Origin of the sequence: Noviherbaspirillum sedimenti (assembly GCF_003590835.1) — a bacterium.
GTDB lineage: Bacteria > Pseudomonadota > Gammaproteobacteria > Burkholderiales > Burkholderiaceae_D > Paucimonas > Paucimonas sedimenti.
Genome location: NZ_QYUQ01000002.1, coordinates 1,762,061 through 1,787,037 on the forward strand (window position 1 = coordinate 1,762,061; position 24,977 = coordinate 1,787,037).

At 58.2% G+C, this 24,977-nt stretch carries 23 protein-coding genes and 3 pseudogenes; 5 read left to right on the forward strand and 21 right to left on the reverse strand.

Features of this window, described 5'->3' with window-relative positions:
- Positions 1–12 precede the first annotated feature (12 nt).
- The 6 genes from D3878_RS08280 to D3878_RS08305 form a co-directional block, all read right to left on the reverse strand.
- Complete coding sequence (locus D3878_RS08280) at positions 13–768, reverse strand: hypothetical protein (protein ID WP_119785030.1); 756 nt, start codon at positions 766–768, stop codon at positions 13–15.
- A gap of 45 nt (positions 769–813) precedes the next feature.
- Positions 814–1,545, reverse strand: coding sequence for a phosphoribosyltransferase (locus tag D3878_RS08285; RefSeq protein ID WP_199688118.1), 732 nt, complete (start codon positions 1,543–1,545; stop codon positions 814–816).
- 222 nt (positions 1,546–1,767) lie between these two features.
- Complete coding sequence (locus D3878_RS08290) at positions 1,768–2,049, reverse strand: hypothetical protein (RefSeq protein ID WP_119783614.1); 282 nt, start codon at positions 2,047–2,049, stop codon at positions 1,768–1,770.
- 43 nt (positions 2,050–2,092) lie between these two features.
- Positions 2,093–3,154, reverse strand: a complete 1,062-nt coding sequence (locus tag D3878_RS08295) for a glycosyltransferase family 9 protein (protein WP_119783613.1) — start codon at positions 3,152–3,154, stop codon at positions 2,093–2,095.
- 213 nt (positions 3,155–3,367) lie between these two features.
- Positions 3,368–3,658 carry a PQ-loop repeat-containing protein gene (locus tag D3878_RS08300; protein ID WP_119783615.1) on the reverse strand — a complete coding sequence of 97 codons (291 nt, stop codon included), beginning with the start codon at positions 3,656–3,658 and terminating at the stop codon, positions 3,368–3,370.
- Between the two features lie 43 nt (positions 3,659–3,701).
- Positions 3,702–4,589, reverse strand: a complete 888-nt coding sequence (locus D3878_RS08305) for an Hsp20 family protein (protein WP_119783616.1) — start codon at positions 4,587–4,589, stop codon at positions 3,702–3,704.
- Positions 4,590–4,869: 280 nt separating this feature from the next.
- Between D3878_RS08305 and D3878_RS08310 the strand changes: the two genes are divergently transcribed.
- Positions 4,870–6,006, forward strand: coding sequence for a glycosyltransferase family 2 protein (locus tag D3878_RS08310; protein WP_119783617.1), 1,137 nt, complete (start codon positions 4,870–4,872; stop codon positions 6,004–6,006).
- Positions 6,007–6,022: 16 nt separating this feature from the next.
- Here the strand turns inward: D3878_RS08310 and D3878_RS08315 are convergent, their stop codons facing one another.
- The 3 genes from D3878_RS08315 to D3878_RS08325 form a co-directional block, all read right to left on the reverse strand.
- Positions 6,023–6,529, reverse strand: a complete 507-nt coding sequence (locus tag D3878_RS08315) for a siphovirus Gp157 family protein (protein WP_119785032.1) — start codon at positions 6,527–6,529, stop codon at positions 6,023–6,025.
- A complete protein-coding gene (locus D3878_RS08320; RefSeq protein ID WP_119787778.1) occupies positions 6,526–7,458 on the reverse strand; it encodes an ATP-binding protein in 933 nt (310 codons plus the stop codon). The genes D3878_RS08315 and D3878_RS08320 overlap by 4 nt, the downstream gene beginning before the upstream one ends.
- 186 nt (positions 7,459–7,644) lie before the next feature.
- On the reverse strand, positions 7,645–8,274 hold the full coding sequence (locus D3878_RS08325) for a hypothetical protein (protein WP_119785033.1): 630 nt from the start codon (positions 8,272–8,274) through the stop codon (positions 7,645–7,647).
- A gap of 31 nt (positions 8,275–8,305) precedes the next feature.
- Here D3878_RS08325 and D3878_RS24625 point away from each other — a divergent pair, with 31 nt between their 5' ends.
- Positions 8,306–8,431 (forward strand): hypothetical protein, encoded by a 126-nt coding sequence (locus D3878_RS24625; protein ID WP_274381905.1) that lies wholly within the window; start codon positions 8,306–8,308, stop codon positions 8,429–8,431.
- 95 nt (positions 8,432–8,526) lie between these two features.
- On the opposite strand, the gene D3878_RS23465 is transcribed toward D3878_RS24625, so the two are convergent.
- The 5 genes and pseudogenes from D3878_RS23465 to dusA all read right to left on the reverse strand — a co-directional run bounded on the left by D3878_RS23465 (position 8,527) and on the right by dusA (position 13,732).
- A complete protein-coding gene (locus tag D3878_RS23465; RefSeq protein WP_147383910.1) occupies positions 8,527–8,916 on the reverse strand; it encodes a hypothetical protein in 390 nt (129 codons plus the stop codon).
- 134 nt (positions 8,917–9,050) lie between these two features.
- Positions 9,051–10,076, reverse strand: a pseudogene (locus D3878_RS08335) (sigma-54 interaction domain-containing protein); the annotation flags it as partial.
- Positions 10,077–10,210: 134 nt separating this feature from the next.
- Positions 10,211–10,612 carry a BON domain-containing protein gene (locus D3878_RS08340; RefSeq protein ID WP_199688119.1) on the reverse strand — a complete coding sequence of 134 codons (402 nt, stop codon included), beginning with the start codon at positions 10,610–10,612 and terminating at the stop codon, positions 10,211–10,213.
- Between the two features lie 321 nt (positions 10,613–10,933).
- Positions 10,934–12,325 carry a cardiolipin synthase gene (gene cls, locus D3878_RS08345; RefSeq protein ID WP_119785036.1) on the reverse strand — a complete coding sequence of 464 codons (1,392 nt, stop codon included), beginning with the start codon at positions 12,323–12,325 and terminating at the stop codon, positions 10,934–10,936.
- Positions 12,326–12,727: 402 nt separating this feature from the next.
- Complete coding sequence (gene dusA / locus D3878_RS08355; RefSeq protein ID WP_119785038.1) at positions 12,728–13,732, reverse strand: tRNA dihydrouridine(20/20a) synthase DusA; 1,005 nt, start codon at positions 13,730–13,732, stop codon at positions 12,728–12,730.
- Between the two features lie 137 nt (positions 13,733–13,869).
- Between dusA and aptA the strand changes: the two genes are divergently transcribed.
- On the forward strand, positions 13,870–15,198 hold the full coding sequence (gene aptA, locus D3878_RS08360; protein WP_199688120.1) for an omega-aminotransferase AptA: 1,329 nt from the start codon (positions 13,870–13,872) through the stop codon (positions 15,196–15,198).
- A gap of 43 nt (positions 15,199–15,241) precedes the next feature.
- Here aptA and D3878_RS08365 read toward each other — a convergent pair whose 3' ends face one another.
- Both D3878_RS08365 and typA read right to left on the reverse strand, forming a co-directional pair.
- Positions 15,242–15,937: a DUF4197 domain-containing protein gene (locus tag D3878_RS08365; protein ID WP_119785040.1), complete on the reverse strand. Its 696-nt coding sequence runs from the start codon at positions 15,935–15,937 to the stop codon at positions 15,242–15,244.
- A gap of 113 nt (positions 15,938–16,050) precedes the next feature.
- Complete coding sequence (gene typA / locus D3878_RS08370) at positions 16,051–17,886, reverse strand: translational GTPase TypA (protein ID WP_119785041.1); 1,836 nt, start codon at positions 17,884–17,886, stop codon at positions 16,051–16,053.
- A gap of 171 nt (positions 17,887–18,057) precedes the next feature.
- On the opposite strand from typA, the pseudogene D3878_RS08375 reads away from it, so the two are divergent.
- Positions 18,058–18,519 (forward strand): annotated as a pseudogene (locus D3878_RS08375) (IS630 family transposase); the annotation flags it as partial.
- 123 nt (positions 18,520–18,642) lie between these two features.
- Here the strand turns inward: D3878_RS08375 and D3878_RS08380 are convergent.
- The 3 genes from D3878_RS08380 to D3878_RS08390 all read right to left on the reverse strand — a co-directional run bounded on the left by D3878_RS08380 (position 18,643) and on the right by D3878_RS08390 (position 22,863).
- A complete protein-coding gene (locus D3878_RS08380; RefSeq protein ID WP_119785042.1) occupies positions 18,643–20,331 on the reverse strand; it encodes an AMP-binding protein in 1,689 nt (562 codons plus the stop codon).
- Positions 20,332–20,482: 151 nt separating this feature from the next.
- Complete coding sequence (locus tag D3878_RS08385) at positions 20,483–22,195, reverse strand: acyl-CoA dehydrogenase family protein (protein ID WP_119785043.1); 1,713 nt, start codon at positions 22,193–22,195, stop codon at positions 20,483–20,485.
- Between the two features lie 17 nt (positions 22,196–22,212).
- The gene (locus D3878_RS08390; protein ID WP_119785044.1) at positions 22,213–22,863 is read right to left on the reverse strand and encodes a TetR/AcrR family transcriptional regulator; all 651 of its coding nucleotides are present in this window, start codon (positions 22,861–22,863) and stop codon (positions 22,213–22,215) included.
- 402 nt (positions 22,864–23,265) lie between these two features.
- Here D3878_RS08390 and D3878_RS24850 point away from each other — a divergent pair.
- Positions 23,266–23,409 (forward strand): annotated as a pseudogene (locus tag D3878_RS24850) (transposase); the annotation flags it as partial.
- A gap of 182 nt (positions 23,410–23,591) precedes the next feature.
- Here D3878_RS24850 and truB read toward each other — a convergent pair.
- Complete coding sequence (gene truB, locus D3878_RS08400; RefSeq protein WP_119785045.1) at positions 23,592–24,521, reverse strand: tRNA pseudouridine(55) synthase TruB; 930 nt, start codon at positions 24,519–24,521, stop codon at positions 23,592–23,594.
- Positions 24,505–24,894 carry a 30S ribosome-binding factor RbfA gene (rbfA, locus tag D3878_RS08405; RefSeq protein WP_119785046.1) on the reverse strand — a complete coding sequence of 130 codons (390 nt, stop codon included), beginning with the start codon at positions 24,892–24,894 and terminating at the stop codon, positions 24,505–24,507. The genes truB and rbfA overlap by 17 nt, the downstream gene beginning before the upstream one ends.
- Between the last annotated feature and the right edge of the window lie 83 nt (positions 24,895–24,977).

A 24,977-nucleotide genomic window follows, 5' to 3' on the forward strand; every position in this document is an offset into this window, starting at 1 on the left:
TAATTTGACAGCTTAATTTCCATCATCACCGCCGGCGCTTTCCCTACCTGATTCCCCATTCCGTCCGGCCTTCTTGCCTGCCGCTACAGCGGGCTTGCCCGGCCACGCAAATGTCAATTGGCGCGTCGGTGCCTTGCCGCCCTTGACCAGTACGGTACGATCGATCGCCTGGCCGCCAGTTTCCGCATGAATACGGTAGCCGCCGCCAGCCGGCAAATCCACCAGCAAAATCGGTCCGTCGCAAGTGGTATCGAGCACCGACTTGCCATGCGCATCCTTGATCGAAACATTGACATCAGCGACATAGTTGCCGCTTTTCTCGGCAAAAGTCATCATTAAATCGTAATCACGCGCCGCCGTCTGTTTCATGTAAGTCGATTCATCCTCGCCGATGCCGCCGCACATGTAGGTCACACCATCTTTGGTCTGCTGTGGCTTGACACCAACAGTGGTGGCGGCCGCCGGTCTGGATTGCGCAATCGTCGGTGTTATCAATTGCCCGCTGCTGCCAGACGGCGCCATTTCCGTGCTGGACGCTCCCGACGACAGGGTGCCGCTTGTGTCCGCCGGCTTTTCTGCCGGCGCGACTGCACCGGCTTCGCTACCCATGGTGGGCATCGGCATCCGGCTGGGCCCAGTCGGATGCGTCGTTGTTCCAGGGTTTGCCATACGACCCGGCGCCTGCTCCGGTGCCGGCCGGTCGGATTGCGCCATGGCGGCAGATGAAACCAGGCCGAGCGCCATCAGGAATGTGCTGCATGCTTTCATGATTGATCCTCCTGTGCAAGATTGAGGAATCGGCTGCCGGGCCAGCTAGGGGGCGTCGCGCATCGGCACATTTGACGCGTTTGAAGCCGGCGACACAGAGAGCGGCGGCGGCATACCCACGTCATCCGGGATACGCCATTGCGCCGCTTTCTGCAGATAATCCATGACCTGAACATCGTCCAGCGGCGCCGAATCGGTATACCATTGCTCGATAGAACTCATCCATTCAGGCACCTCCTGGCATATCACGGCATCGGCTTCAAGCCGCAATTCCGCAATACTGTCGCCTGTCCCCACCGGTATGGCGACGATGATTTGCGCCGGATGCTCATGGCGCAAGGCCCTGACCGCCGCCAGCATTGTCGCCCCTGTGACAAGACCATCGTCCGCGACAATCACCACCCGGTCCTTGAGTTCCAGTTGTGGACGGATGGCACGATAGGCGCGCTCGCGCCGCTGTATTTCCCGCAATTCGCGGCGCGCCGTGGCTTCGATCACATCCGGCGGGATGTCCATCATGGCGATTGTTTCCGGACGCAAAACACAAACGCCCCGGCTGCTCACCGCGCCCAGGGCCATGTCTTCGTGTCCAGGAACGCCGAGCTTGCCGACCAAGAAAACATCCAGCGGCGACTCCAGGCTGGCGGCAATTGCATAACCGACCGGCACACCGCCACGAGGCAAGGCCAGTACAATAACGTCGCGCCGACCGGCATATTTTTCAAGCTGCCGGGAGAGCAGCTGCCCCGCCTGCAGGCGATCGGGAAAGGGAAGCATGGTTGCCTGCATATTCAGAAATCAATGAACAGACTAAAAAACTGCGGCATCGTGACAATGCAGTTCAAGTCTTTTCCATAAGAGAAGACTGGCACTGCATCAACTGTACTTCGCACCTGAACTTCACAACTGAACGTCTCACCTGAACTTCGACATCCGGATGCACCCCGGGTTCGCCTGCCACATCAGATTGCCACGCAAGTCTGATGTCCCACACTGCCTTCATACCTGCAAGCGGCCGCACTTACCCTCTTCCGGCTCGGGCTCCAGGGAAGAGGATGCTTTGCTGGCCGGCCGGGCATAATTGAAAATTGCCTGGTGCACCGCTTCCATTTGCATGCCAGACTGCATTTTCGGCTTGGACGGAACCACCGGTGTTGGCGGCATACTCGGGCGATTACAGGCCACCAGCAGCATCAGCAACACGCTCGCCAGCGCGAGGCGACTCATTTTTGCCGCGTCCAATTCCCTTGCGACAAATATCTCCGGAATGCTGTTTGCCATGTTCTTCCCCGTGGATGTTTTCCTTTGCGCGCAAGACCAGTCTTCATGCAAGCGGCATGCCCGAATCGGCGAGCAAGGCGCGAACGGTCTCCATGACACTGGCACTTGCCACGGCTTGCGTCCGTGCGGCCAGTGCAGTCGCAGCATCCACGCAGCGGTGGCGACGCCCGTCCAGCGGCGCCCAGCGCCGCCCGCCGTTGCCGCAGCACACAGCCAGGCTCGGCGTTTGCAGCGCGGCGGCAATATGGGCAATGCCGGTATCGTTGCAAATCACCAGTCGTGCCTGCGCCAGCAACGCCGCAAAGGCACCCAGTCCGAGCTTTCCGGCCAGGCTCAATGCCGGCGCCCTCATATGCTGCCGGACCGCTGCCGCAAGCGCGACTTCCTGGGTCGAACCGACCAGCACCACTTGCAGCCCTGCCGCATGCAGGCGGTCTGCCACTTCGGCGAAATGCGCGGCCGGCCAGCGCTGCGCCGGCAGACGCGCGCCGGGATGAATGCAGACATACGAGCCGGCCGCCGGCAGCGCCGGATGACTGGCTCGCAGCGCCTGCCAATCCGCCTCGGTCAGGGGAAATTCCAGCTCAAGCCCGGCGCTCGGCACAGTGAGAAATTCCATCAATTGCACCAGGCGCAGGATGTCATGCTGATTCTCATCCCAGGGCATGAAATGCAGGGGATCGGGGCAATAGTCGCCTTGCCGGTAATAGCCGGCGTTCCTGGCAGCGCCGAAGGTCCGGATCAGGGGATTGGTCAAGGCGCCGCTGCCATGCATCTGCAGCACGCAGTCGAAGCGCTGCTGTTGCATGGCAGCGATAAATCCGGGGATACGTTCAAGCGCCACCGACTGCCCGGGCAAACCTGGAAAGCCGGGGAAATCGACATGCGCATCGACATACCTGGAAAACCGCCGGGCAAAGCTGGCGGCCCATGGCAGGCCGATCAAGGTAACATGGGCCATCGGCAGCACCGTCCGCAAGGCGCGCAGCGCCGGCACCGCGCACAGCATTTCCCCAAGGTGCATGGCGCGAAACACCGCTATTTTCGGACGCGCCGACACGGTGCCGGCATCCAGCAGACGGAAAGAAGGGCACGCAACACTCATGCAAGACTCCCATGACTTGCCGAATCGTCGTTGCCGCGACAAGCGACAGCATGAGCTATCTTAGCCATACGCCATTTGCGCATGCTCGAATGCCGCAAACTGCCGTCGTCTACCAACGCAGGCGTCGATCAATGCGCGCTGCGCGCAATGACATGGTAACTATGATTGGCATTAACTACAGGAGATGGTAAAAAATTCCTGCCCTGTCGGTAATCAACCGGTTTGTCCGGCGGCAGCAATGACTTCGCGGCTCATACGCCTGTTGTGCGCATGAATTGACTGACCGATCAGTGCTGCCACAAAATTGAAAGCATTGGTCCAGACGAAAACCCAGTTTTCAACCAGGTAGCTGTACAGCACGAAGCCCAGCGAGGCCAGCATCTGGCCGATGAAAAACCAATTGGAAACACCGGCGCAACTCTTGCTGCGCCATTGCGCATAAACTTGGGAAGAAATCGTCAGCGCCAGGATCATTGCGCTGCTCCAGCCTGCCAATTCCGTCATTCCGCGCAATCCCTTCTGCCTGCAACATAGCAATAAGCTTGCATCATCCGCCCTGGATGTCCAGGCGTCGGACAGTACCCGGTGCGGCTGCCATCCTGAAGCTGACATCCAGTACGCCGTCATGCATGCTGGCCTGCGCCGAATCCGGATCCACCCCTGCAGGCAAGGTAATCACCCGGTAAAAATGGCCGTAATTGCACTCGGCACGATGACGCGCCGTCTGCTGCCCGCCGGCGCCAGCGCGCCGCTCGCCTTCGATGATCAACTGGTCGCGAAGGATTTCTATTTGCACATCCTGTTTGCTTACCCCCGGCAAATCGGTGCGAATATGCATCTGGCCGGCATGCTGCTCGATATCCACCGGCGGCGTCCATGCCTGGCGCCGATGCAGCGGCGCCTCTCCTGCCGCTTGGCTCTGGCCGGCATTCCGCGGGAGCGCATTTTCGGCGTCTGCATCGACTGTGCGTCCCTGCGTAACCGACGCCTGGCGATGGAGGTCGTCAGAATTGGCGCCACGCGAACGTACTTTGCTTTCGACCATTTTTTTAAAGCGCGCCAGATCGCCCTCATCCTGAGGTGGGAAGCCATCTTCGCTTGCCGTCTGATCCAGCGGCGCTTCCTCGGCTTCCATGGACAGGAATATGCGGGTTTTGTCGGGATCCAGCGCTTCCAGCACAACCCTGCCTTCGCTTCTGGGGCCGCTGGTATTACGCCAGGCAATGCAGTGTTCAGGAATTTGTTCAGTGATTTCCGCATCCCACTCCATTTCCTTGCCATTTTTTTCTGCTCGCCAATGCAGATGCGCATCATCGAGCTGGTGCACTGAATGAACGCCTTTCATAAAGCGGGGGAATTCTTCGAACTGGCTTAGCTCCCTATAAACGATGCTTACCGGCACATTCACTTCAATTAATCGTTCGACCTTGACCATCACCTGCCCCTCTCATGCGGATTCATGGTTCGCCAGTCACGCTTGCTGGCGACAGCCAGCGTCGCCGCGCAAAAGTTAGACTGAAAAGTTCCTCAATCGTTTTACTTTGCGGCTGCGGCATGCCGATCCTGTCTTGAATCGCGGTTCTAGCCATGATTCGCGTTACGGTATCCGGAACATGTCAAACAGAACGGATGAAGCCTGGAACTGGAATGGCAATTGCGTCTCCAATACTTAAAGTGCGTGGCAAAACGACTGTTTTTGCATGGGGATTTCATAAATGGCGAAAATTATTGCCTTTCCCAGTAATCCGCGTTGTGTACATCAGGGTGGCAAACAAGCGAAGATAAATACCATCCTGTATGCCGGCCGCCTGGCGGCCGATGCACCGTCAGGGGTGATCCATACTGCACAAATACAACCGATCTGGAAGTCACGTACGCGCGGTATCCAGATGTCGGTGATATTGCCGGCCCGGGATCGACCTGAACTGCTGAACCGTTGCCTGGCAGCGTTGACGCGGCAAACCCTGTCGCCTCGCCAGTATGAAATCATCGTGGTCGACAGTGTTCCCAGTCGTGCCAGCCGCGAAGTGGTGGAAAGCTATCTGAACCCGCCTGGAAATGGTCCCTGCATCATTTATCTGCCGGCAGGCGGCCAGGATGGTGCGGCCGCAGCGCGCAATCATGGATGGCAGCTCGCCCGTGGCGCCTTGATCGCTTTTACCGAGGAAGATACCATTCCCTGCGCCGACTGGCTGGCGCAGGGAATGCTGGCCTTCAATGGCATCGCGCAGGCAGTGTGCGGGCAGATCCTGACCCCGCTGCCTGGCCTGCCGACGGATCATGAGCGCACCGTAAAAACTCTGGAGCAAGCGGAATTCGCCAGCATCAATTGCTTTTGCCTCAGGCAGGTTCTGCAAGATATGGGCGGCTTTGACGAACGCTTCGGCACCGCCGGGCGCGAAGATTCGGATCTGTATTTTCGACTGCTGCAAGCAAATGCCGTTATCTGCCATGCGCCGCTGGCGGTGGTCGAACATCCGGTCGCTGCGGCACCCTGGGGCACCAGCCTGCTGCAACAGCAACGCATGCAGTTCGACGCTTTGCTCTATAAAAAGCATCCGCTCCTGTATCGTGAAAAAATCAGTCCGGCCATACCATGGCACTACCATGCCATCGTCATGGTGCTGCTATGCCTGGTCGCCGCGCTGGTCTTCCACGAAACGTCGGCAGCGCTGCTTGCCCTCGCCTGCTGGATACTGCTCAGTGCAAGTCTGTGCCTGCAGCGCCTGCGCGGCACGGAAAAAACTGCTTCAAACGTCAGCGAGATCCTGCTGACCTCGCTTCTGCTGCCGCCGCTCGCAATCTTCTGGCGCCTGGTCGGGGCGTTGCGCTTTCGTGTCGGCTTCATATGAAATTATTTCATACCGATTAACGAATATCGAGCCGCACCGCCTGTTCGGCATGCGCTCCGGGCACTTCAATGCCTGCTTTCAATGCAGCCGCGATGGCTTTTTTATCCGGCACGGGCGGCGGCGGCTCCGGATACTGCAAGAAGGCCGGTGGCAAGGCGGCTGCGCAATCGATCACCACCGCCGGTGGATTCTTGCGGATCGCCAGCGAAAACAGCGCGGTCGTCACATGTTCGCGCTGTGCGCTCTGCATCAGGTCCAGGATCAACTTGCGTCCGCGTTCTGCCGCTCGCTGCAATCCGGCGTGGCGCGCCGCCAAGTCTTCCATCGTGCGCACCACCCCGCTATCGGCAGCTTCCAGGTTACGCACCATCTTCGCCAGGTTTTCAAGATGCTCGTCGAGCGGCCCGGCTTCACTTTCCAGCGTATCGCTGATGACTTGTGCATCCTCGTGCTGCTCGGCGAGGTACTCCGCCAAACGGCGGTATTGCGCCGCCAGCTCAAACGCCTCGAACACCGGGTTCATGCATGTGCTCCATAAATTGCATCTTCCGCCGCCTCGAGTGCCGCCTTGCGCTCATCCTTGATACGTGACAGGTCGGCGATTGCAGCGGCATCCGGAATCGCATTGGCCGCGCGATATGCCGCAGCGAACACGTGATACAGCTCATCGAGGTCGCGCGCCCTGCAGATGGACTCGGCCAAGGCCGCCTTCTGCTCGCCGCTCATGAGCATCGGTGCGCCCATCGGCTCTTCTTCGCTACCGCTCTCCAGCCAGGCCAGCAGGCGGCGGCCGATCTCGGCATCGGGCTTGATGATCTGGCCATCGAACAGACGCGTCCGGTCCTTGCCGACATAGGCCATGTGCTGCGCATCGAGCTCCATGAAAATCGTGAACTCATAATCGATGCCGTCGCGCATGATCGGCGCCAGTCCGATCTTGCGCACCACCTGTTTGCCGGTGCGCTCATCCTTTTCCTGCACATATTCAGTCTTGGCACGCATTGTGGCAATGATATGGCAGCGGCTTTGCAGCAGGGACTCGACCAGCGCATTGTGTTCCGGGGTGACCTGCCGCCAGGCCTGCCACGAGTTTCCGGAGCGATCGGCGATCTTGCCCTGGCGGTCAAGGGATCCGCCTTCCCCACTCCACGCATGCGTCAGACTGTCGATGATGATCGTGTTTGCCCCCGCCTGTTCCAGGGCGTGAATTGCTTCAATATAACGCCCCGGCGTAAAGGGCGGGGCAAGGCGCAGCACGTCATAGCCCTCAGGTAACAGATCCGCATACAAGTCGCCGCTGCCATGCTCGGTATCGATCATGCCTATCCGCCCACCCAGGCCGGAAGCAATCAGCAAGGCAGAATAGGTTTTTCCGCTGCCGGCGGGACCTGACATTCCCAAACGCAGTTTGGCGCGGCGTTTGGTTGCACGGTGAATTTCGAATTCGCTCATGATCAGATAATTCCTTTCGATTTCCGCGTGTTCAATTTGCTGAAGACAACCGATTTGCGCAAACCACTGCAAACCGCCATCCCCGAAATCCTGGTAGTTCTCCATGATTTTCATTGATGGCTTGGTGCAAGCCAGAGAAGCTTACGCAATGAGTCGCTTGCGCAGAACAATATTGAAAAATTGATTTTATTCAGGAAAACTCTTGAGGCGCATTTGCAATACGACCTGCCATGCCGGCAATGTTAACGCCCTATAAGGTAGTAATTGTTTGACATAAGAAGAAGACAATCGTTCCAGCTGCACGGCCTCCAGCAAGACCTGCTCGCGCTGGACGGGATCGGTGCCCAAAGAGGGCGACCAGCATACTTTTTCCTGCCTGCAGCGCGCTATCAACACCGCATGGGTGTAGGAATCATGAAAAATGCGTTGCGCTACCGCATGCTCACCATTTTGCAGCAAGGGCAAGACCTTGCTCCAGGCTTGCGCCATTTCACGAGTCCAGACCACCGAGGCGGCTTCAGTAACCGGCAACATTTTCCAGGCGACCTCCGCGCTCGGGCGACCGTCGTCGATCCTCACCAGGATTTCGCCAATGCTTAAGCGCCCCCGCAATTCAGCGCGACAGCATGCCAGCGCGTCGAGTACGGCGGCCCGCGGCAGTGATGCAAGATCGTCCGCCAGCTGCAAGGCAGCGGCGGTGGAAAGCGGATGGCCGCCCAGCTCCGCGGTGGCTGAAACTGCCTCGATGAGCTCGCGCTCAGGAGCAGAAGCCGGCTGCCGCGCTGCGGGTCGCCCAAGTGTGGAAATGCGTCGCATAGCAATTCACCCTCATGAAGTGAGCAACGCCATGATCAAATCTGATTGCGGCACAGCCATGGCAACTAAAGCCGCTCGTGGCACCGACGCGGTGATCGGCATCTGCCTGCCGCGCGGTTTCTCTACCACCTCAATTAACTACCTTTTTGGTTGTTAATTATCAACATAAAAGATCGGTGTCCGGTTAAAATGGCAAGGCCTCAAAGATTGGAAAATTGACTTAAGCGATGCGCCACAGTTTGCCAAAGCCGGTCACATCCTGATTGCAACGAAGGTTGTCAGATGCTCCTGGATAGCGCCCAGATTCGACACAGAAATTTTATGAAATTGTTTCATGATTTCATAAACAGGCATGCGGATACGCCAAGACACGGCATGCTGAAATTGTTTGCCCAGCACTTGCAATTGTCGGAGCGCTACCTCAGTCATATCAAATGCAATCGCAAGAATATTGGCGCAAATCTGGCCCGTATCATCGAGGAACGTCTTCACTTGCCGCATGGCTGGATGGACCGTGAACACGATCTCCAGACCATGCCCCTGAATGACCGGGAAAAAATTTTTGTCGCCACTGCCCTGGCCTTTTTTCGGGCACAGCCAAATGAAGCGCGCGACAGTTTGATGCACTATTTCAAGCAACAATTTCAGGACGCCGATTAATCTTAAAAAGCATACCATAAAAGTAGCATTTATATGTATGCATGTACAGTAGATTGGTCCCGCAGTTTGCCTTGTGCCTTTGCTTTTACAACTTTTACAATAGGGAATATTCCGTTTCAGAGCGGGAAATTTCGCACCTTGCTTTCCTCCAGCGACGGCAAGGATTCGCCGACGCTCGACGCTGCTTCCCGCTCGGGAAAACCATATTCCTCCAGGCGGTTGTACAGCGTTTTCAGACTGATGCCGAGGATGGCGGCAGCACGCTTCTTGACACCGTCGCATAACTGCAGCGTAGCGAAAATGATTTTCCGGTCAACATCGGCCAACGACGTACCGACCGGAACCGCCAGTGTCAGGCCGGTGGATGCTTCGCGCTCCGCCAGGTCGGGAGTCAAGGCAGTAACACCAATGGTTTGGTCCGCCATGATATAGGCGCGCTGGATGTGATTACGTAATTCACGAACATTGCCTGGCCAATTGCGCGAAGACAGGCTTGCAAGTGCATCCGGCGTCATGACCTTGTTCGTGTCATGCGCCACATTTAATTCATCAAGAAAATGTTGTGCAAGCAATTCCACATCCTCCGTGCGTTCGCGCAAAGGCGGAATATAAATAGGAAAGACATTGAGGCGATGATACAGATCAAGGCGCAGCCGGCCTTCGGCGACGGCCTGTTCCGGGTCACGATTACTGGCAGCAATCACCCGCACATCGCAGGCGATTTCCTCATTGCTGCCAATACGCATGAACGAGCCGCTTTCCAGCACGCGTAGCAACTTGACCTGTAGCTCCGGCGGCATTTCGGTAATTTCATCCAGGAACAAGGTGCCGCCATTTGCCCGCTCAAAGTATCCCTTGTGCTGACGCTCGGCACCGGTAAAGCTGCCCTTCTCATGCCCGAAAATTTCGCTTTCGATGAGCTGCGGCGAGATCGCGCCGCAATTGACTGGCAAGAATGCCTGCTTCTGCCGGGGACTCAATGCATGGATGGTCAATGCCGCCAATTCCTTGCCGGTCCCACTTTCGCCCAGCAGCAGCACGGTGGCATCAGTAGGCGCGACGCGCCCCACATGATGGTAGAACTTCCGCATTGCCGGCGCCACACCCAGCATGCGGCCAAAACGTTCGCAACACTGCAGCTCCGGCAATCCTTTCCCTGCGATGCTTTCCACCAAGGTTGCGAATGGACTCGCATCATCGAAAGCTAGTATATGCGGCATAGCATTATTGGCCATTGGCACCGGTGCGGCGATGGCCGGACCGGGCCTTTTCCTTCCTATTGCTTCACAGTCATCTTGTTATCCACGCTGCTGACGCCATCGATACCCTTGACGATACTTGCTGCGCGTTCACGCTGTCGTTCGGTATCCACCATGCCACTGAGCGACACCACCCCCTTGTTGGTTTCCACATGGATGTCAGTCCCCTTGACCGTGGTATCGGCCAGCAAGGCCGTTTTCGCCTTGGTTGTGATCACCGAATCCTCGATTCCTCGTTCGGCGCGCTGGGTTAGAGAACCGTTGCCATAAGAACCTGAGGCGCTTGAAGATTCCGACGCCCCTGAAGACATGGATTCTGATCCGGGCTGATCGGCGGCACGGCGTTCGCAGCCGGAAATTGCCGCACCAAAAACAATAATGAAAAACAAGCTTTTGAAGAGATGGGAAGTTTTGTTCATTTTCAATCCTTTCCACAATGGGTAACCGTCGTTTCTAGACTCCACCTCATGTAATAAGTTCTTTAGCAATTCATATGAGCAACAAGAAAGGTCCTGCCGGTAAGTAATACAGCTTTCTTGTCGAGCGCCTGCCAGAAATACTCAGGCAGACGAATAACGAATTGCACGCGGTTAATGTAATGAACCTGCTGAGCAATGTCCCGGCGACTCAAAGGCCATAGTGGCGGAAGCATTCGCTTGCGCTCGTGAGCGATATCAAGCCAGAGATGATTTCGCGGCCAATTGCGCGAAATGGACGTCGCAGTGAATCAATTAATTTCCCTACAAAAAGAACGCCCACATGCGTGCCCACGCCTCATGAATACGCTCGGCCATGCCGCGCTCCTCCCAGCGGGCGGCATCGATCCGCACCGATGCGGCGACGTCAGCGTCAAACATCTGTTCCATCTGCTGCGCAAATTTTTTTCCCAGCACGATCGTATTGACCTCGTCGTTGTACAGGAAGCTGCGGAAATCGATGTTGCTCGATCCCACTGTGGACCAGACACCGTCAATGACTGCGGTCTTGGCATGTAGCAGCGCATCCTTGCGCTCATAAATCCCGACGCCGGCCTGTAGCAGTTCCGAGTAATATGAACGGGCAGCATGCAAGGTGCTCCGAAAATCGCTAACGCTTGGCAGCACCAGCCGCACGTCCACGCCGCGCTGCGCCGCGCTCTTCAGTGCAGCCACGGTTTGTGCATCCGGCACAAAATAGGCCATGGTCAGGTGGATGCTTCTATCGGCATTTGTCATAGCCGACAGCAACTCAACATAGATCAGGTTCAGCTCGTCGTCCGGACTGCTGCCGAGGGTACGCACGATGGTATCGCCCTGCTGTTGCACCACAGGAAAATAGCTTTTTTGCGCAAGTGCGGCGCACCCCTGGCGCTGCCAGCTCCCGAGGAACAGCTGCTGATACTCCCTTACGGCAGGCCCGCGCACTTCAATCTGGGTATCGCGCCACGGATGCGGCACACCGCTACGCATCCTGCGGATCGACGAACTGCGTGAATAGACGCTGCTGATGTTGATGCCGCCGGTAAAACCGATCTTGCCATCAACCACGAGAATTTTTCGGTGATCGCGATGATTCAGCGAGAACAGCTTGCCACGTAATGGATTAACCGGATTGAACTCGCAGACATTGATGCCGGACTGGCGCAGCTGTTGAAAGAACTCCGGACGCGTCGACAAACTACCGACGCTGTCGTACATCAGACTCACTTGCACACCATGCTTCTGTTTTTCCATCAACAATTTTCCGAGTGCTTCACCGACACCCTCTTCATCGTAGATATAGGTTTCCAGGTTGATGTGGTCCTGGGCGGCACGGATTGCGTCAAACATCGCGCGATACGTGGCGGCACCATCGATCAACACGCGTACGGCGTTACCTGTAATGAGCGGATTTGGATTAATTGCGTGCATGAATTCCAGGTGACGATCGAGCAAATCCGTCTTGCCTTCCCGCTGCAGCCTGTCCAGAATCTGCGCGCTTTTCTGGGGGGATAACAGACCATGCTGGCCGGCGACATGTGGTCTGCCTTGACTGGCATTGTCGCGATCCAGCGTGTCAATATCCGGCAGGCTGGCGCAAGCCACCTGACTCAGTGCCAGTGCCAGTGCGGCGACAACGCGCTTGACAGAATTGAATTTGTTGCCCGGATTCATTTTCCGCCTTTCCGCAATTTTCAGGCTCAAGGCAATCGTAACAAATTTTATTTCAAGCACTCTTGTGTAGAAATTATCGTCATGCAGGTCAATTTTTCCATACTTCGTTACACAGCGATTACAAACAAGATAAAAGCACTTGTCACTATCAGCCAACACATGTGGCACAGGCCGCTGAACTTAGCCAGAGAAAATCCGAGAAGAAGCCCACACGCCATACGCGTGCATAAAAGAACGGCGCCGCAAAGCGGCGCCTCGGTATCGGTCCCGGCACTGGCGCGTATCTTCGACATCGGCATGCTCGTCGAAATACGTGATTACGCCATGCGCGCCTTCCATGCCAAGGTTTGCGTATTCCGGCTAAAGGCCGGAGCGCAATCTGTCGACCGGGGTACTGCCGCTTTATGCGGCCAGCTGCGGCATGCGCTCGAGTGCGTCGAGCAGCAGTCGCGGATCGCCCGCAGCCAGGCGGCGCGAGTCGGACAAGGTCTGGCGAAAATGCCGTGCACCCGGCATGCCGGCCATCAGGCCCAGCATGTGGCGGGTAATGCTGTTCATGCGCAATCCCTTGCCATTGTCGCCGTAGCGCGCCAACTGCTCATGGATATACGGCAGCATTGCCCGCACGATATCGGCACGCGATTTTTCCGGCGCGGCATCGCCGTAATAACGCGCATCGAATTCCGCCATCAGGTAAGGATTATGGTAAGCCTCGCGGCCCAGCATCACGCCATCGACCTGCTGCAGGTGGGCGTCAATTTCCGCCAGCGTCTTGATGCCGCCATTGACGATGATTTCCAGATCAGGAAAATCGCCTTTGAGGCGATAGGCATAATCGTATTTCAGCGGCGGAACCTCGCGGTTTTCCTTCGGGCTCAAGCCTTTCAGGATCGCATTGCGCGCATGGACGATGAAGGTGCGGCAGCCGGCATCAGCCACCGTGCCGACGAAGTCGCGCACGAAGTCGTAGGAGGCGACGTCGTCGATGCCGATGCGGTGCTTGACCGTGACATCGATCGTTACGGCATCGCGCATGGCCTTGACGCAATCGGCGACGAGCGACGCCTCGTTCATCAGGCAGGCACCGAATGCGCCCTTTTGCACGCGTTCGGAAGGACAGCCGCAATTCAGGTTGATTTCATCGTAACCCCATTGCTCCCCCAGTTTTGCGCATTTTGCGAGGTCGCCCGGCTCGCTGCCGCCCAGCTGCAGCGCCACCGGGTGTTCCTCCTCGCTGAAATCGAGGTGGCGCGCAACGTCGCCGTGTATCAGCGCGCCGCTGGTCACCATCTCCGTATACAGCCAGGTATGGCGGGTGATGTGGCGGTGGAAGACGCGGCAATGGCGATCGGTCCAGTCCATCATGGGCGCAACCGACAGGCGGCGAGGCGGGAGAGTCTTGTTCATTTCGATTCAGGCATGAAGGGCGGCGCTGCAACAAGCCGTGCAACGCAATTGCGGAAGTATACGGAAAATTCGCTTCGCTGGCTCGGCTGCCGTACTATGATGGCAATATTGAATCTTATTCGATGGATGCCCGCGCCATGCCCCAGCCCTCCGACAAGCCCGATACCAGCCACTTCTGGATGCCGTTCACCGCCAACCGGCAGTTCAAGAACAAGCCGCGCATGCTGGTGGCGGCTTCCGGCATGTATTACTACAGCGACGACGGTCGCCAGATCCTCGACGGCACCGCCGGCCTGTGGTGCGTCAATGCCGGCCACTGCCACCCGAAAATCACCGAAGCGATCCAGCGCCAGGCCGGTGCCATGGATTACGCCCCGGCCTTCCAGATGGGCCACCCGCTGGTCTTTGAGGCCGCCAGCGCGCTTGTGTCGATCGCTCCGGAAGGCCTGAACCGCGTCTTCTTTTGCAACGACGGTTCGGAAGCGGTCGACACCTCCCTGAAGATCGCCCTGGCTTACCACCGGGTGCGCGGCGACGGCCTGCGCCATCGCCTGATCGGCCGCGAGCGCGGCTACCACGGGGTCGGCTTCGGCGGCATTTCGGTCGGCGGCATCGCCGGCAACCGCAAGCATTTCGGCCCGGCCCTGCCGGCCGTAGACCACCTGCGTCATCCCTTGGACATTGCCCGCAACGCCTTTACCCGCGGCCTGCCGCAACAAGGCGCGGAACTGGCCGACGAACTGGAACAGCGCCTGTTGGCCCTGCATGACCCCGCCACGGTGGCGGCCGTCATCGTCGAACCCATCCAGGGCTCGACCGGCGTAATCCTGCCACCTGCCGGCTACCTGCAAAAGTTGCGCGCGATCTGCGACAAGTACGGCATCCTGCTGATTTTCGACGAAGTCATTACCGGCTTCGGCCGCCTCGGCGCCGCCTTCGGCGCTGGTTATTTTGACGTGATGCCCGACATGATCATCTGCGCCAAAGGCCTGACCAATGCCGCCGTGCCGATGGGTGCAGTGCTGGTGCGCCAGGAGATACATGACGCATTCATGGACGCCGCACCGGAAAATGCCATCGAATTTTTCCACGGCTATACCTATACCGGCCATCCGCTGGCATCGGCGGCGGCGATCGCCGCCATCGACGTCTATACCAGCGAAGGCTTGTTCGAACAGGCGGCGGCCATGGCGCCATTTTTCGAACAGGCGGCGCACAGCCTCAAGGGGCTGCCCTACATCAAAGACATCCGTAACTTGGGACTGGTGTGCGGCATCGAACTGGAAAGCATTCCCGGCCAGCCGGGTGCACGCGCTTTCAACGTCTTCCTGAAATGCTTTTGGGAGAAAAATATCCTGATCCGCACCACCGGCGACATCATTGCGCTGTCACCGCCGCTGATCATCAACCAGATGCAAACTGAACAATTATTTGGCGCGCTGGCCGAGGTGCTGCGGGGCTTGTAGATCAAGTTGAGATTGCGGCCCCGCCGCCACCTTCGCATCTACCCTATTTCAGGCTGCCAAACACTTTGCCAATAATCTTGCTGCCCGAGCCGATCGGGTCGCGCCGGATCGCCTTTTCTTCTTCGCCGATCATGTAATACAGGCCGTCGAGTGCACGCTGCGTCACATAGCCTTCGACCGTGGCCTGCTGCTCATTGACCAGATTGAATTTGGAAACCTGTGCCATCGTCGCATTGTATTTTGCGGAAAGGCCCGAACGATCGGTGATGCCCTTGACGATCGGCAGGAACTTCACTCCCAGCGAACCAGAGGTCTTTTCCCGGAAAAAATCGGTCACAGACGTCTCGCCACCGCTCAGAATATTCTTGGCGTCGCTGACCGACATCGATTTCACCGCATTGAGCAGCAGCGGCTTGGCCAGCGGCACCGCAGCTTCGGCGGCACGGTTCATCGACACCACCAGGTCGTCGAGCTGCTGGCCACGGCCGCTCATTTTCAGCAAGGGGCGCGCCTGCTCCAGCACGCCTGGCAGCTGGATCTTCACCTTGTCGTTGCCGAGAAAACCATCCTGGACGCCGAGCTTGGCGACCGCCGCCACCGCGCCCTTTTCCAGCGCAGCCTTCAAGCCGCTGCTGGCTTCCTGATTCGACAGATCCGACAGCGACACGGCAAGGGCGAGCGACGCCGTCATTGACAACATCAGCAGGAGTGGGGCTTTGAAGGCATAAAACCTGGACATGGCGCGTCTCCTTGCGAGTTATGGAAAAAGCAGTGTAACCCAATTCCGGCATACCAAAAAACAAGGCCGCCGCAGCTTGCGCTGGGGCGGCCTTGCATGTCCGGCAAAGAGGCTTACGCCGCTTCGCGCGATGCCTTCTTGCGCTCGTGCTCTTTCAGGAAGCGCTTGCGCAGGCGAATGCTTTTCGGCGTGATCTCGACCAGTTCATCGTCCTCAATGAATTCGACCGCATATTCGAGCGACATCTGGATCGGCGGCACCAGGCGTACCGCTTCGTCGGTGCCGGAGGAGCGCACGTTGGTCAGTTGCTTGCCCTTGATCGGGTTGACCACCAGGTCATTGTCACGGGAATGAATGCCGATGATCATGCCTTCATACACCGGGTCGTTATGCGAAACGAACATGCGACCGCGGTCTTGCAGCTTCCAGATCGCATAGGCAACGGCAGCGCCGTCATCCTGCGAAATCAGCACGCCGTTGCGGCGCCCTGCCATCTCGCCCTTGGAGGCATCCACCGCCGCGTACTCGTCGAACACGTGGCTCATCAAGCCGGTGCCGCGGGTCAGCGTCATGAACTCGCCCTGGAAACCGATCAGGCCGCGCGCCGGAATGCGGTACTCGAGACGCACCCGGCCTTTGCCGTCCGGTTCCATGTTCTGCAAGTCGCCACGACGACGGCCGAGCTCTTCCATCACGCCGCCCTGGTGATCTTCTTCCACGTCAACCGACAGCAATTCAAACGGCTCGTGGCGCACGCCGTCCACCATCTTGAACACCACGCGCGGGCGCGACACGGCCAGCTCGTAACCTTCACGACGCATGTTTTCAATCAGGATCGTCAGGTGCAATTCGCCGCGACCGGAAACCTCGAACGTGGTGTCGTCGCCGGTATCGGTGACGCGCAGGGCAACGTTGGATTTCAGTTCACGTTCCAGACGCTCGCGAATCTGGCGGCTGGTGACGAACTTGCCTTCACGACCAGCCAGCGGCGAGTTATTCACCATGAAGTTCATGTTCAGGGTCGGCTCATCCACCGTCAGCATCGGCAAGGCTTCCGGCGTATCGACGGCGCACACGGTAGTGCCGATGCCCAGCTCCTCGATGCCGTTGATCAGCACGATATCGCCGGCAACCGCTTCATCGACCAGAACACGTTCCACGCCCTTGAAATTCAGGACCTGGTTGATGCGGGCTCTGCGCGGCGTGCCTTCCGGGCCATCCATGATGACCACGTCCTGCAGCGCCTTGACGCGGCCGCGGATGACGCGGCCGATACCGATCTTGCCGACGTAAGAATTGTAATCGAGCGAAGAAATCTGCAATTGCAGCGGACCGTCAGGATTGTCGTCGCGCACAGGAACGTGCTGCAAGATTGCCTCGAACAAAGGCACCATGTCGCCGCTGCGCACGTCTGGCGTCAGGCCGGCATAGCCGTTCAGGCCGGATGCGTAGACGACCGGGAAGTCCAGTTGTTCGTCGGTTGCGCCCAGCTTGTCGAACAATTCAAAGGTCTGGTTGAGCACCCATTCGGTACGCGCGCTCGGACGATCCACCTTGTTGATCACGACGATCGGCTTCAGGCCCAGCGCCAGCGCCTTGCGGGTGACGAAACGGGTTTGCGGCATCGGGCCGTCAACCGCATCGACCAGCAACAAAACGCTGTCCACCATCGACAGAACACGCTCCACCTCGCCGCCGAAGTCGGCATGGCCCGGGGTGTCGACGATATTGATATGAATGCCGTTGTACTCAACCGCGCAATTCTTCGCCAGAATCGTGATGCCGCGCTCTTTTTCAATATCGCCGGAATCCATCACGCGATTATCGACTTGCTGGTTGTCGCGGAAAGTGCCGCTTTGGCGCAGGAGCTGGTCGACCAGGGTGGTTTTGCCGTGGTCGACGTGGGCAATGATGGCGATATTACGGATGGCGCGTTTGGTAGTGGACATATGTGTTCGGATCGTTAGGGTACGGGGCCCGAAATTCGGGTAACCCATAATTATAGCATGGTGCGGCGCATGAAAATAGGAAAAGCCTTGTATTTCAATGGCTTGCCGGAAACGCAGGGAATATTATGCTTGCCTGTAATTTCGCAGAATGCAATATTTTGTGTGATTACCAGGAGCCTGCCGCCCAAGGGACAGACGCCCATCATCCAGTTTCACTTCAACTGGAACCACGTCTCGGTCATTGCCGCACTCACGCGCACCAACTGCCTGTTCCGGCTGCACGAAGGCAGCATCAAAAAGGAAGAGATCGTCGAATTCCTCAAAGCACTCAAGGCGCATCTCAAGCAGCCTTTTCTGGTGATTTTGGACGGCTTGAAGGCGCATCGCAGCCGCCTCGTGCGCGACTATCTCGATGCGCTGAACGGCCACATTCAAATTGCCTTTCTTCCATCTTATGCACCCGATCTCAATCCCGTCGAATATTTGTGGGCCTGGCTCAAGCGGCATGCGCTGGCCAATTACTGCCCCAACAATCTGGACGAGCTGCACGCGACCGCGCGCAACAAGCTCAAGAGCGCGCAAAAGCGCCCTTCGATCATCGCCGCATGTTGGAAGCAGGCTACGCTGTGGTGATGTGATAAATTATGGAATTCTCAATAGTGGCGGGTCCACGCTAACTGCCGCTCGACGTAGTCTTGCGAAGCGAATCACATTGCGTCCGCTGTTCTCAGTGATTGACGCGGTTGCCGGCGAAGCTCATGGAATGCCCCTGGCGCGCGCACGCTCCTTTGCCGGCGCGCTATCGAGAGCAGACACCTCGTTTCTGCGGATGGCCTCTCGGAGCACGTTTTTCTGAATCTTGCCAGTTGCCGTCTTCGGAATCGGGTGCAAGACGATTCGCTTAGGGCATTTGAAATGCGCGAGATGTTCACGACAGTGGGCAATCAGTGCATCTTCGGAGATATCCCTCTCGTCGCGCAATTCGACGAAGGCAACCGGGACCTCTCCCCACTTCTCGTCGGGCATTGCGACCACGGCGGCGGCTGCCACAGCTTCGTGCCGATACAGAATATCCTCGACCTCGACCGACGAAATATTCTCGCCACCGGAAATGATGATGTCCTTGGAACGGTCCTTGATCCGAACATAGCCGTCCGACTCGAGCACCGCGAGGTCGCCAGAGCGGAACCAGCCCCCGTCGAACGCGCGGTCGGTTGCCTCGGAGTCTTTGAGATACCCCATCATCGTCATGTTGCCCCGGAATACGATCTCTCCGATCTCCGAACCGTCCGCTTTGACCTCAGCCGTAGAATTCGATGCCATCACTGTCATGCCCGCCTGCAGGGCATAGTTGACACCCTGGCGGGCATTGCGATCGGCGCGCTCGGCATCGCTTAGCCGATCCCATGCGGGCTGCTGCTCACAAATTGCAGCCGGCCCATAGGTTTCCGTCAGCCCGTAAATGTGAGTAAGCCGCACACCGATAGAATCCATGGCCGCGATTAGACTCGCCGGCGGCGGCGCACCACCTATGAGCGCCGAGACGGAGGGATCGAAGACAAGATCTTGATGTTGCGCCCTGTCGCGTATTAGCGCATGGACAATCGGCGCGCCGCAGTAGTGCGTTACCCGTTCATCGGTAATAAGTTGGACGATAGTTTCACCGTCAACACGCCGCAGGCAAACGTTCTTGCCGCCTTGCAGGGCGAGGATCCACGGCATGCACCAACCATTGCAATGAAACAGCGGAAGTGTCCATAGATAGGAGGCTCCCTTCGGCACGCCCCAACTGACTATCGATGAAACAGCCGAAAGATAAGCGCCCCTGTGTGAATACACCACTCCCTTAGGGCGTCCTGTTGTTCCTGAGGTGTAATTGACCGCAATCGGGGTCCATTCATCATCGACTTTGCAAGTCGGAGCATTCGCATCTCCCGAGGCCAGAAACGACTCGTAGATCTCGACATCACGCGGTGCTGCAAATCCTGCCTGTAGGTCGGCGAAAGCGATAAGGCGAGGTGGTTTCCGTATCTGCGCGAGTGCGGTTTGCGCCAACTCAAGAAATTCCGCGTCCACGATCAGCAGACGTGCTTCACAGTGTTCAAGGATGTAGGAGATGGTCTCTGCGTCAAGCCGCGTGTTGACGGTATTGAGCACAGCACCAGCCATCGGCACGGCAAAATGCGCAGCAAGCATCGGCGGCGTGTTTGTCATCAACAGAGCTACAACGTCGCCACGCTTGATCCCTGCGCGCATGAGTGCTGAGGCAAACCGGCGGCATGTTGTAGCATGCTCACTCCAGCTTTCCCGATGGTTGCCGTAGACGATGGCGATTCGATCTGGAAAGACCTTTGCGGCACGATCCAGGAAAGTAACAGGTGTCAATGCATCGAAGTTTGCTGCCCGTGGCCTCAAGCCCGGATCATTCCATTGGTTCGTCTGCATAGGTGTCTCCTAAAAAATGTTTTTATATTTTGGGGATGTGCCTGCAAGCCACTGCTGGACTACTGGATCAGCAACGCTCGAAGACAGCTGCGATGCCCTGGCCGCCACCGATGCACATCGTTACCGTGCAACGGTCCTCAGCTATCAGTCGTTAGCCGGCAACCATGGCCCGCCGCATGACCTTCTGCGCCGCGGCTTGGGTGACAGTTACGGCCAGCGTTCCATAGTGCGATCCCCAAGCGCCAGAGACACTCGGGCTGCGAGTGCTCAGGAATACGTCCACCACCTCCTGGGTGCTGTGACGCAGCAGTTCGGCGCCTTGCAGGACACGCGCCACCGCCTCGGTCATTGGACGAGCGAGGAACTCATCGCCCACCGCATCACGCACTAGGCGCTCGGTGTGCTGGATCAAGGCATCGAAGCGCGCGTCCTGGCCAGCCAGCGGCTTGATTTCATCGAACAGGGCGTCGATCGTGCGGGAGTCCTTGATCATGGCACGGCGAACGTCCATGCACATCATGTTGGCCGTACCTTCCCAGACGCTGTTGAGCGGCGATTCGCGATACACGCGCGCCATCGGGTTTTCTTCGATGAAACCATTGCCGCCATGACACTGCAGTGCCTCGTAGGCAATGGACGGTGCACGCGAGCAGTTGAAGAATTTTGCCGTTGGGGTGGCCACACGGGCCAGCAGCCTTTCGTGCTCGCTAGTCACCATCAGGTCGGTAGCCTTGGCCACGCGCAGGGCCATCAGCGTGGCCGCTTCGACCTCCACGGCCATATCCGCCAGCACGTTGGTCATCATCGGCCGGTCGGCAATTGTCGTACCAAAGGCGTTACGGGTCGTGGTGTGCCGCATTGCCAGGGTCAGTGACTGGCGCATCAGACCGGCAGAGCCGATCGCAAAGTCCAGTCGTGTCAGGTGAGCATGGGACAGGATTTCGCGGATGCCGCGGCCCTCTTCGCCGACACGGATAGCCAGTGTTCCAGCGTATTCCACCTCGCTGGACGCGTTAGACTTGTTGCCGGCCTTGTCCTTGAGTCGTTGCACGAAAAATCGGTTGTAACTTCCATCGGGCAGCGTTCGTGGCAGGAAGAAGCAGGTCACTTCACCAGCGACCTTGGCAAGCGTAAAGAAACCATCAGACTGCGGCACAGAGCAGAACCACTTGTGGCCGGTCAACTCGTACCAGTACGCCGTTGCACCGTGGTAATCACCCGAATGCGAGTAGTGTGCAATAGTCTGCGTCTCGCGCAGGTCTGAGCCACCTTGCTTCTCGGTCATTGCATACCCGATCACCACCGACGGTTTGTCGCCCACTTCGCGGCGGCTAAACTCGTATTTTGTGCCCTTAGATTTTTCCGCCCAAATAGCAAGTGCTGGCTCGGCTTCAAAGCCAGCGTAAGAGGCATAGGCCATACCTGTCGGGCAGGCGGTCCCTTGCTCGACTTGGTTCCAGAGGTAGGACAGCACTGCGCGGGCGAAGTGGCCGTTTTTCTCGGTGGTGCGCCAAGCAAGGTTGGGGACTTCGTGTTTCCACGCCAGCGACATCAGCTCGTGCCAGCTCGGGTGGAAATCGACCCAGTCGATGCGATTGCCGAAACGGTCGTGAGTCTTGAGTTCGGGCGTGTGACGGTTGGCCAGGCGCGCCAACTCCTGCACATTCTCGTCCCCTGCAAGCGCGCCGAGGGCTTCGCAGCGGTCTGCTGCCCAGTGGGCTTCGCGATAGATGGCTGCGCGGATCACCGCGTCTCCAGTGAAGGCATTGAACCCGTTGGCGGGCTGCGCCTGATTGAGAACTTTGTGAGTGTTGTAGCGATCAGCGGCCGCTTCGAAGATGCCGGGCGGAAGATGTTTGTTCATGAAAGTCTCCAAGTGAGTTATCGAACCGTGGCTGGGGGAATAGCCACACTGGTGCAGGCTAGCCTGGCGATCTGGTCGGCCAGGATGGCCACTTCACGCCGATAGATATCCGTCGCATGGTGCTGCTGACGACTTAGCGGCGATAGCGGGCCAATCAGACCCTCCATGAACCCTCCCACGATGACGGAAGCGGCGATGTCAGGTTGGACGTCGGATCTCATTTCTTCCGCCGACTGCCCAGAGATGATGATTGAACGCACCACCTCGCTGATGGCGGCCCGGTATGTCAGTCGGGCCTCGTCGATCTCCTTGTCGCACGGTTCGGCAATAAGCGCATATGCCAGGCGCGGGTTGCGCATGGCACGTCGCACGAACGTCCCCACCGCAGAATGCAGCCGAACGACGGCTGTGCCATCCGACTTCGCGATCTCGGTCAGCACATCCACTTCGCGCTGGGACACCGCCGACAACACCTCGGCAAAAAGCTCTGCCTTGGACGGGAAGTAGCGGTACACAGTACCCGTGGCTATGCCGGCAGCAGCTGCAACACTCGCGACCTGCGCCTCCTTCCAGCCACCTTCACTCACGAGAGTGCGGGCGGCTTCCAGGATGCGACTGCGGTTGTCCTGCAGGCGTGCTTCGACAGCGGGAGTTTGACGATAGGCCATAAAGAAATGAACTTGGATTCACAATAGAATGAATTCTAGTTCATTCTATTGTTTTGTGCAAGCGCACGGACTCGAAGGCGGCTTCACGTGGGGTGTTTCGCGACGAATGAATCGCCCCGGGATTTGAGGAGGCTCTGATCTTTGAGCGGATGGAGCCAGGAGGAAGCCAGTGAAGATTTCGCCGGAGGTTCGGAAGCGGGCTGTACGCATGGTGTTCGAGCGCCGTGGCGAGTATGAGTCGCAGTGGGCAGCGCCTCATCGCGCTGCGCGCGTGCGCTCAGCCAGGCTGGATTACGCTTGCTGGCCCGTCGCGCCGATAAGCCGGCGGGACGATCTGCAGCACCCTGTAGTTGGGCTCGCCCCCGAGAGCCGGAGGCGGTGCGCCTGTAGGACGAATTTGCCTATGCCGCAGGCTCGTGGTCCAAGGCGTGGCGTGTGCTGTTGAAAGCGGAGGTGATGGCCCTGGGCGAGAATCCACGATTTGTCGTCACCTCCCTTGGCGGGCTTGATGCCGGCAACCTCTACGAAGAGCTGTACATGGGTAGGGCAAACTTCGCCCAATACAACTTCATGTCGCCGATCGGACCTGCATCTCGATCACATTCCTGCCGAAACCAATTTCATGAAATATTCAGGCTAAATGATGAAAAGTCACAAAGTCCTGATGGGACGATGATTATCTGTAGTAGTCTCGGCCGTGCCCAGAAGTTCGTCCCCAAAGGAATTTATCAGCCAACCGCCACCAACCGCTCCGGCGCCAGCACGCTGTATTCCTGCAGCAGCGCCGTCCCCAGCAAGCGACCGCCGTCAAGCGCATACACCCGCACCCTGCCCTGATAATCCGGCAGCGCAATGTCCTCCTTGCCCAACGCCAGCCGCTGCCCATGCAGGAAGCGCTGCGCCAACACCTCGGGCAATGAAATAGCAGGAAAGGACGACAGCAAGGCATCCACCGGGGCAAGCATAGCCACCCGTTGCGCCTCTTCGATTGCCGACAGCTGTTCCAGTGTCACGCATCCGGCAAGCGTCAGGCTTCCCACCTGCGTACGCCGCAACGCCTGCAAATGTGCCCCGCATCCCAGCGCCGCGCCAATATCCTCGCCCAGCACGCGAATGTAAGTTCCCTTGCTGCAGGTAACTCGCAAAGTCAGAAACGGCGCATCGAAAGCCAGCAGTTCCAGCACATGGATCGTCACGCGTCGCGCCGCACGCTCCAGCGTGATCCCCTGCCGTGCATACTCATACAATGGCTTGCCATCGCGCTTCAAGGCCGAATACATCGGCGGCACCTGGTCGATTTCGCCGCGAAATTGCGCGAGCACCGCTTCGATTTGCTCGCGCGTCACATTCACCGCGCACCGCTCCAGCACTTCGCCCTCAGTGTCGCCGGTGGCCGTGCGAACGCCGAGATGCACCACCGTCTCATAGGTCTTGTCAGCTTCCAGCAAGTCCTGTGAAAACTTGGTCGCCTCGCCAAAACACAAGGGCAACAGGCCCGTCGCAAAGGGATCAAGGGTACCGGTGTGACCGGCCTTCTTGGCATTCAGCAGTCGCTTGGCCTTGATCAGCGCATCATTGCTGGACAGGCCGACAGGCTTGTCCAGCAACAGCACACCATCCAGCGCCAGGCGCTGCCGTTTTTCAGGCTTCGTCTGCATCCTTGGCGCGGGTAGCGTTGGCTTCATCGATCAGGCGCGACAATTCAATGCCGCGCGCCGTCGAGGTGTCGTGCACGAAGTGCACTTCCGGGGTTGTATGGATGGTCAGGCGGTGACCCAGTTGCCCGCGGATGAAGCCGGAGGCCTTGCGCAAGCCCTGCAGCGTGTTCTGCACTGCCACCGGATCATCCGGCAGCATCGTGAAAAATACCTTGGCATGGGCGTAATCAGGGGTGACCTGCACTTCGGTGATGGTGATCATCGACACGCGCGGGTCTTTGAGTTCGTAGGCGATGATTTCGGCGAGGTCGCGCTGGATCTGGTCTGCCACGCGATTCATGCGGCCGGGAATGGATTTGCTGTGTTTGGCCATGCTCTGCTTTCCCGCCCTTTGCAGGGCTTGGAATTGATAAAGCCAGGGCAGGCACCACGTGCCCGCCCTGGCTGCTTGCTGAA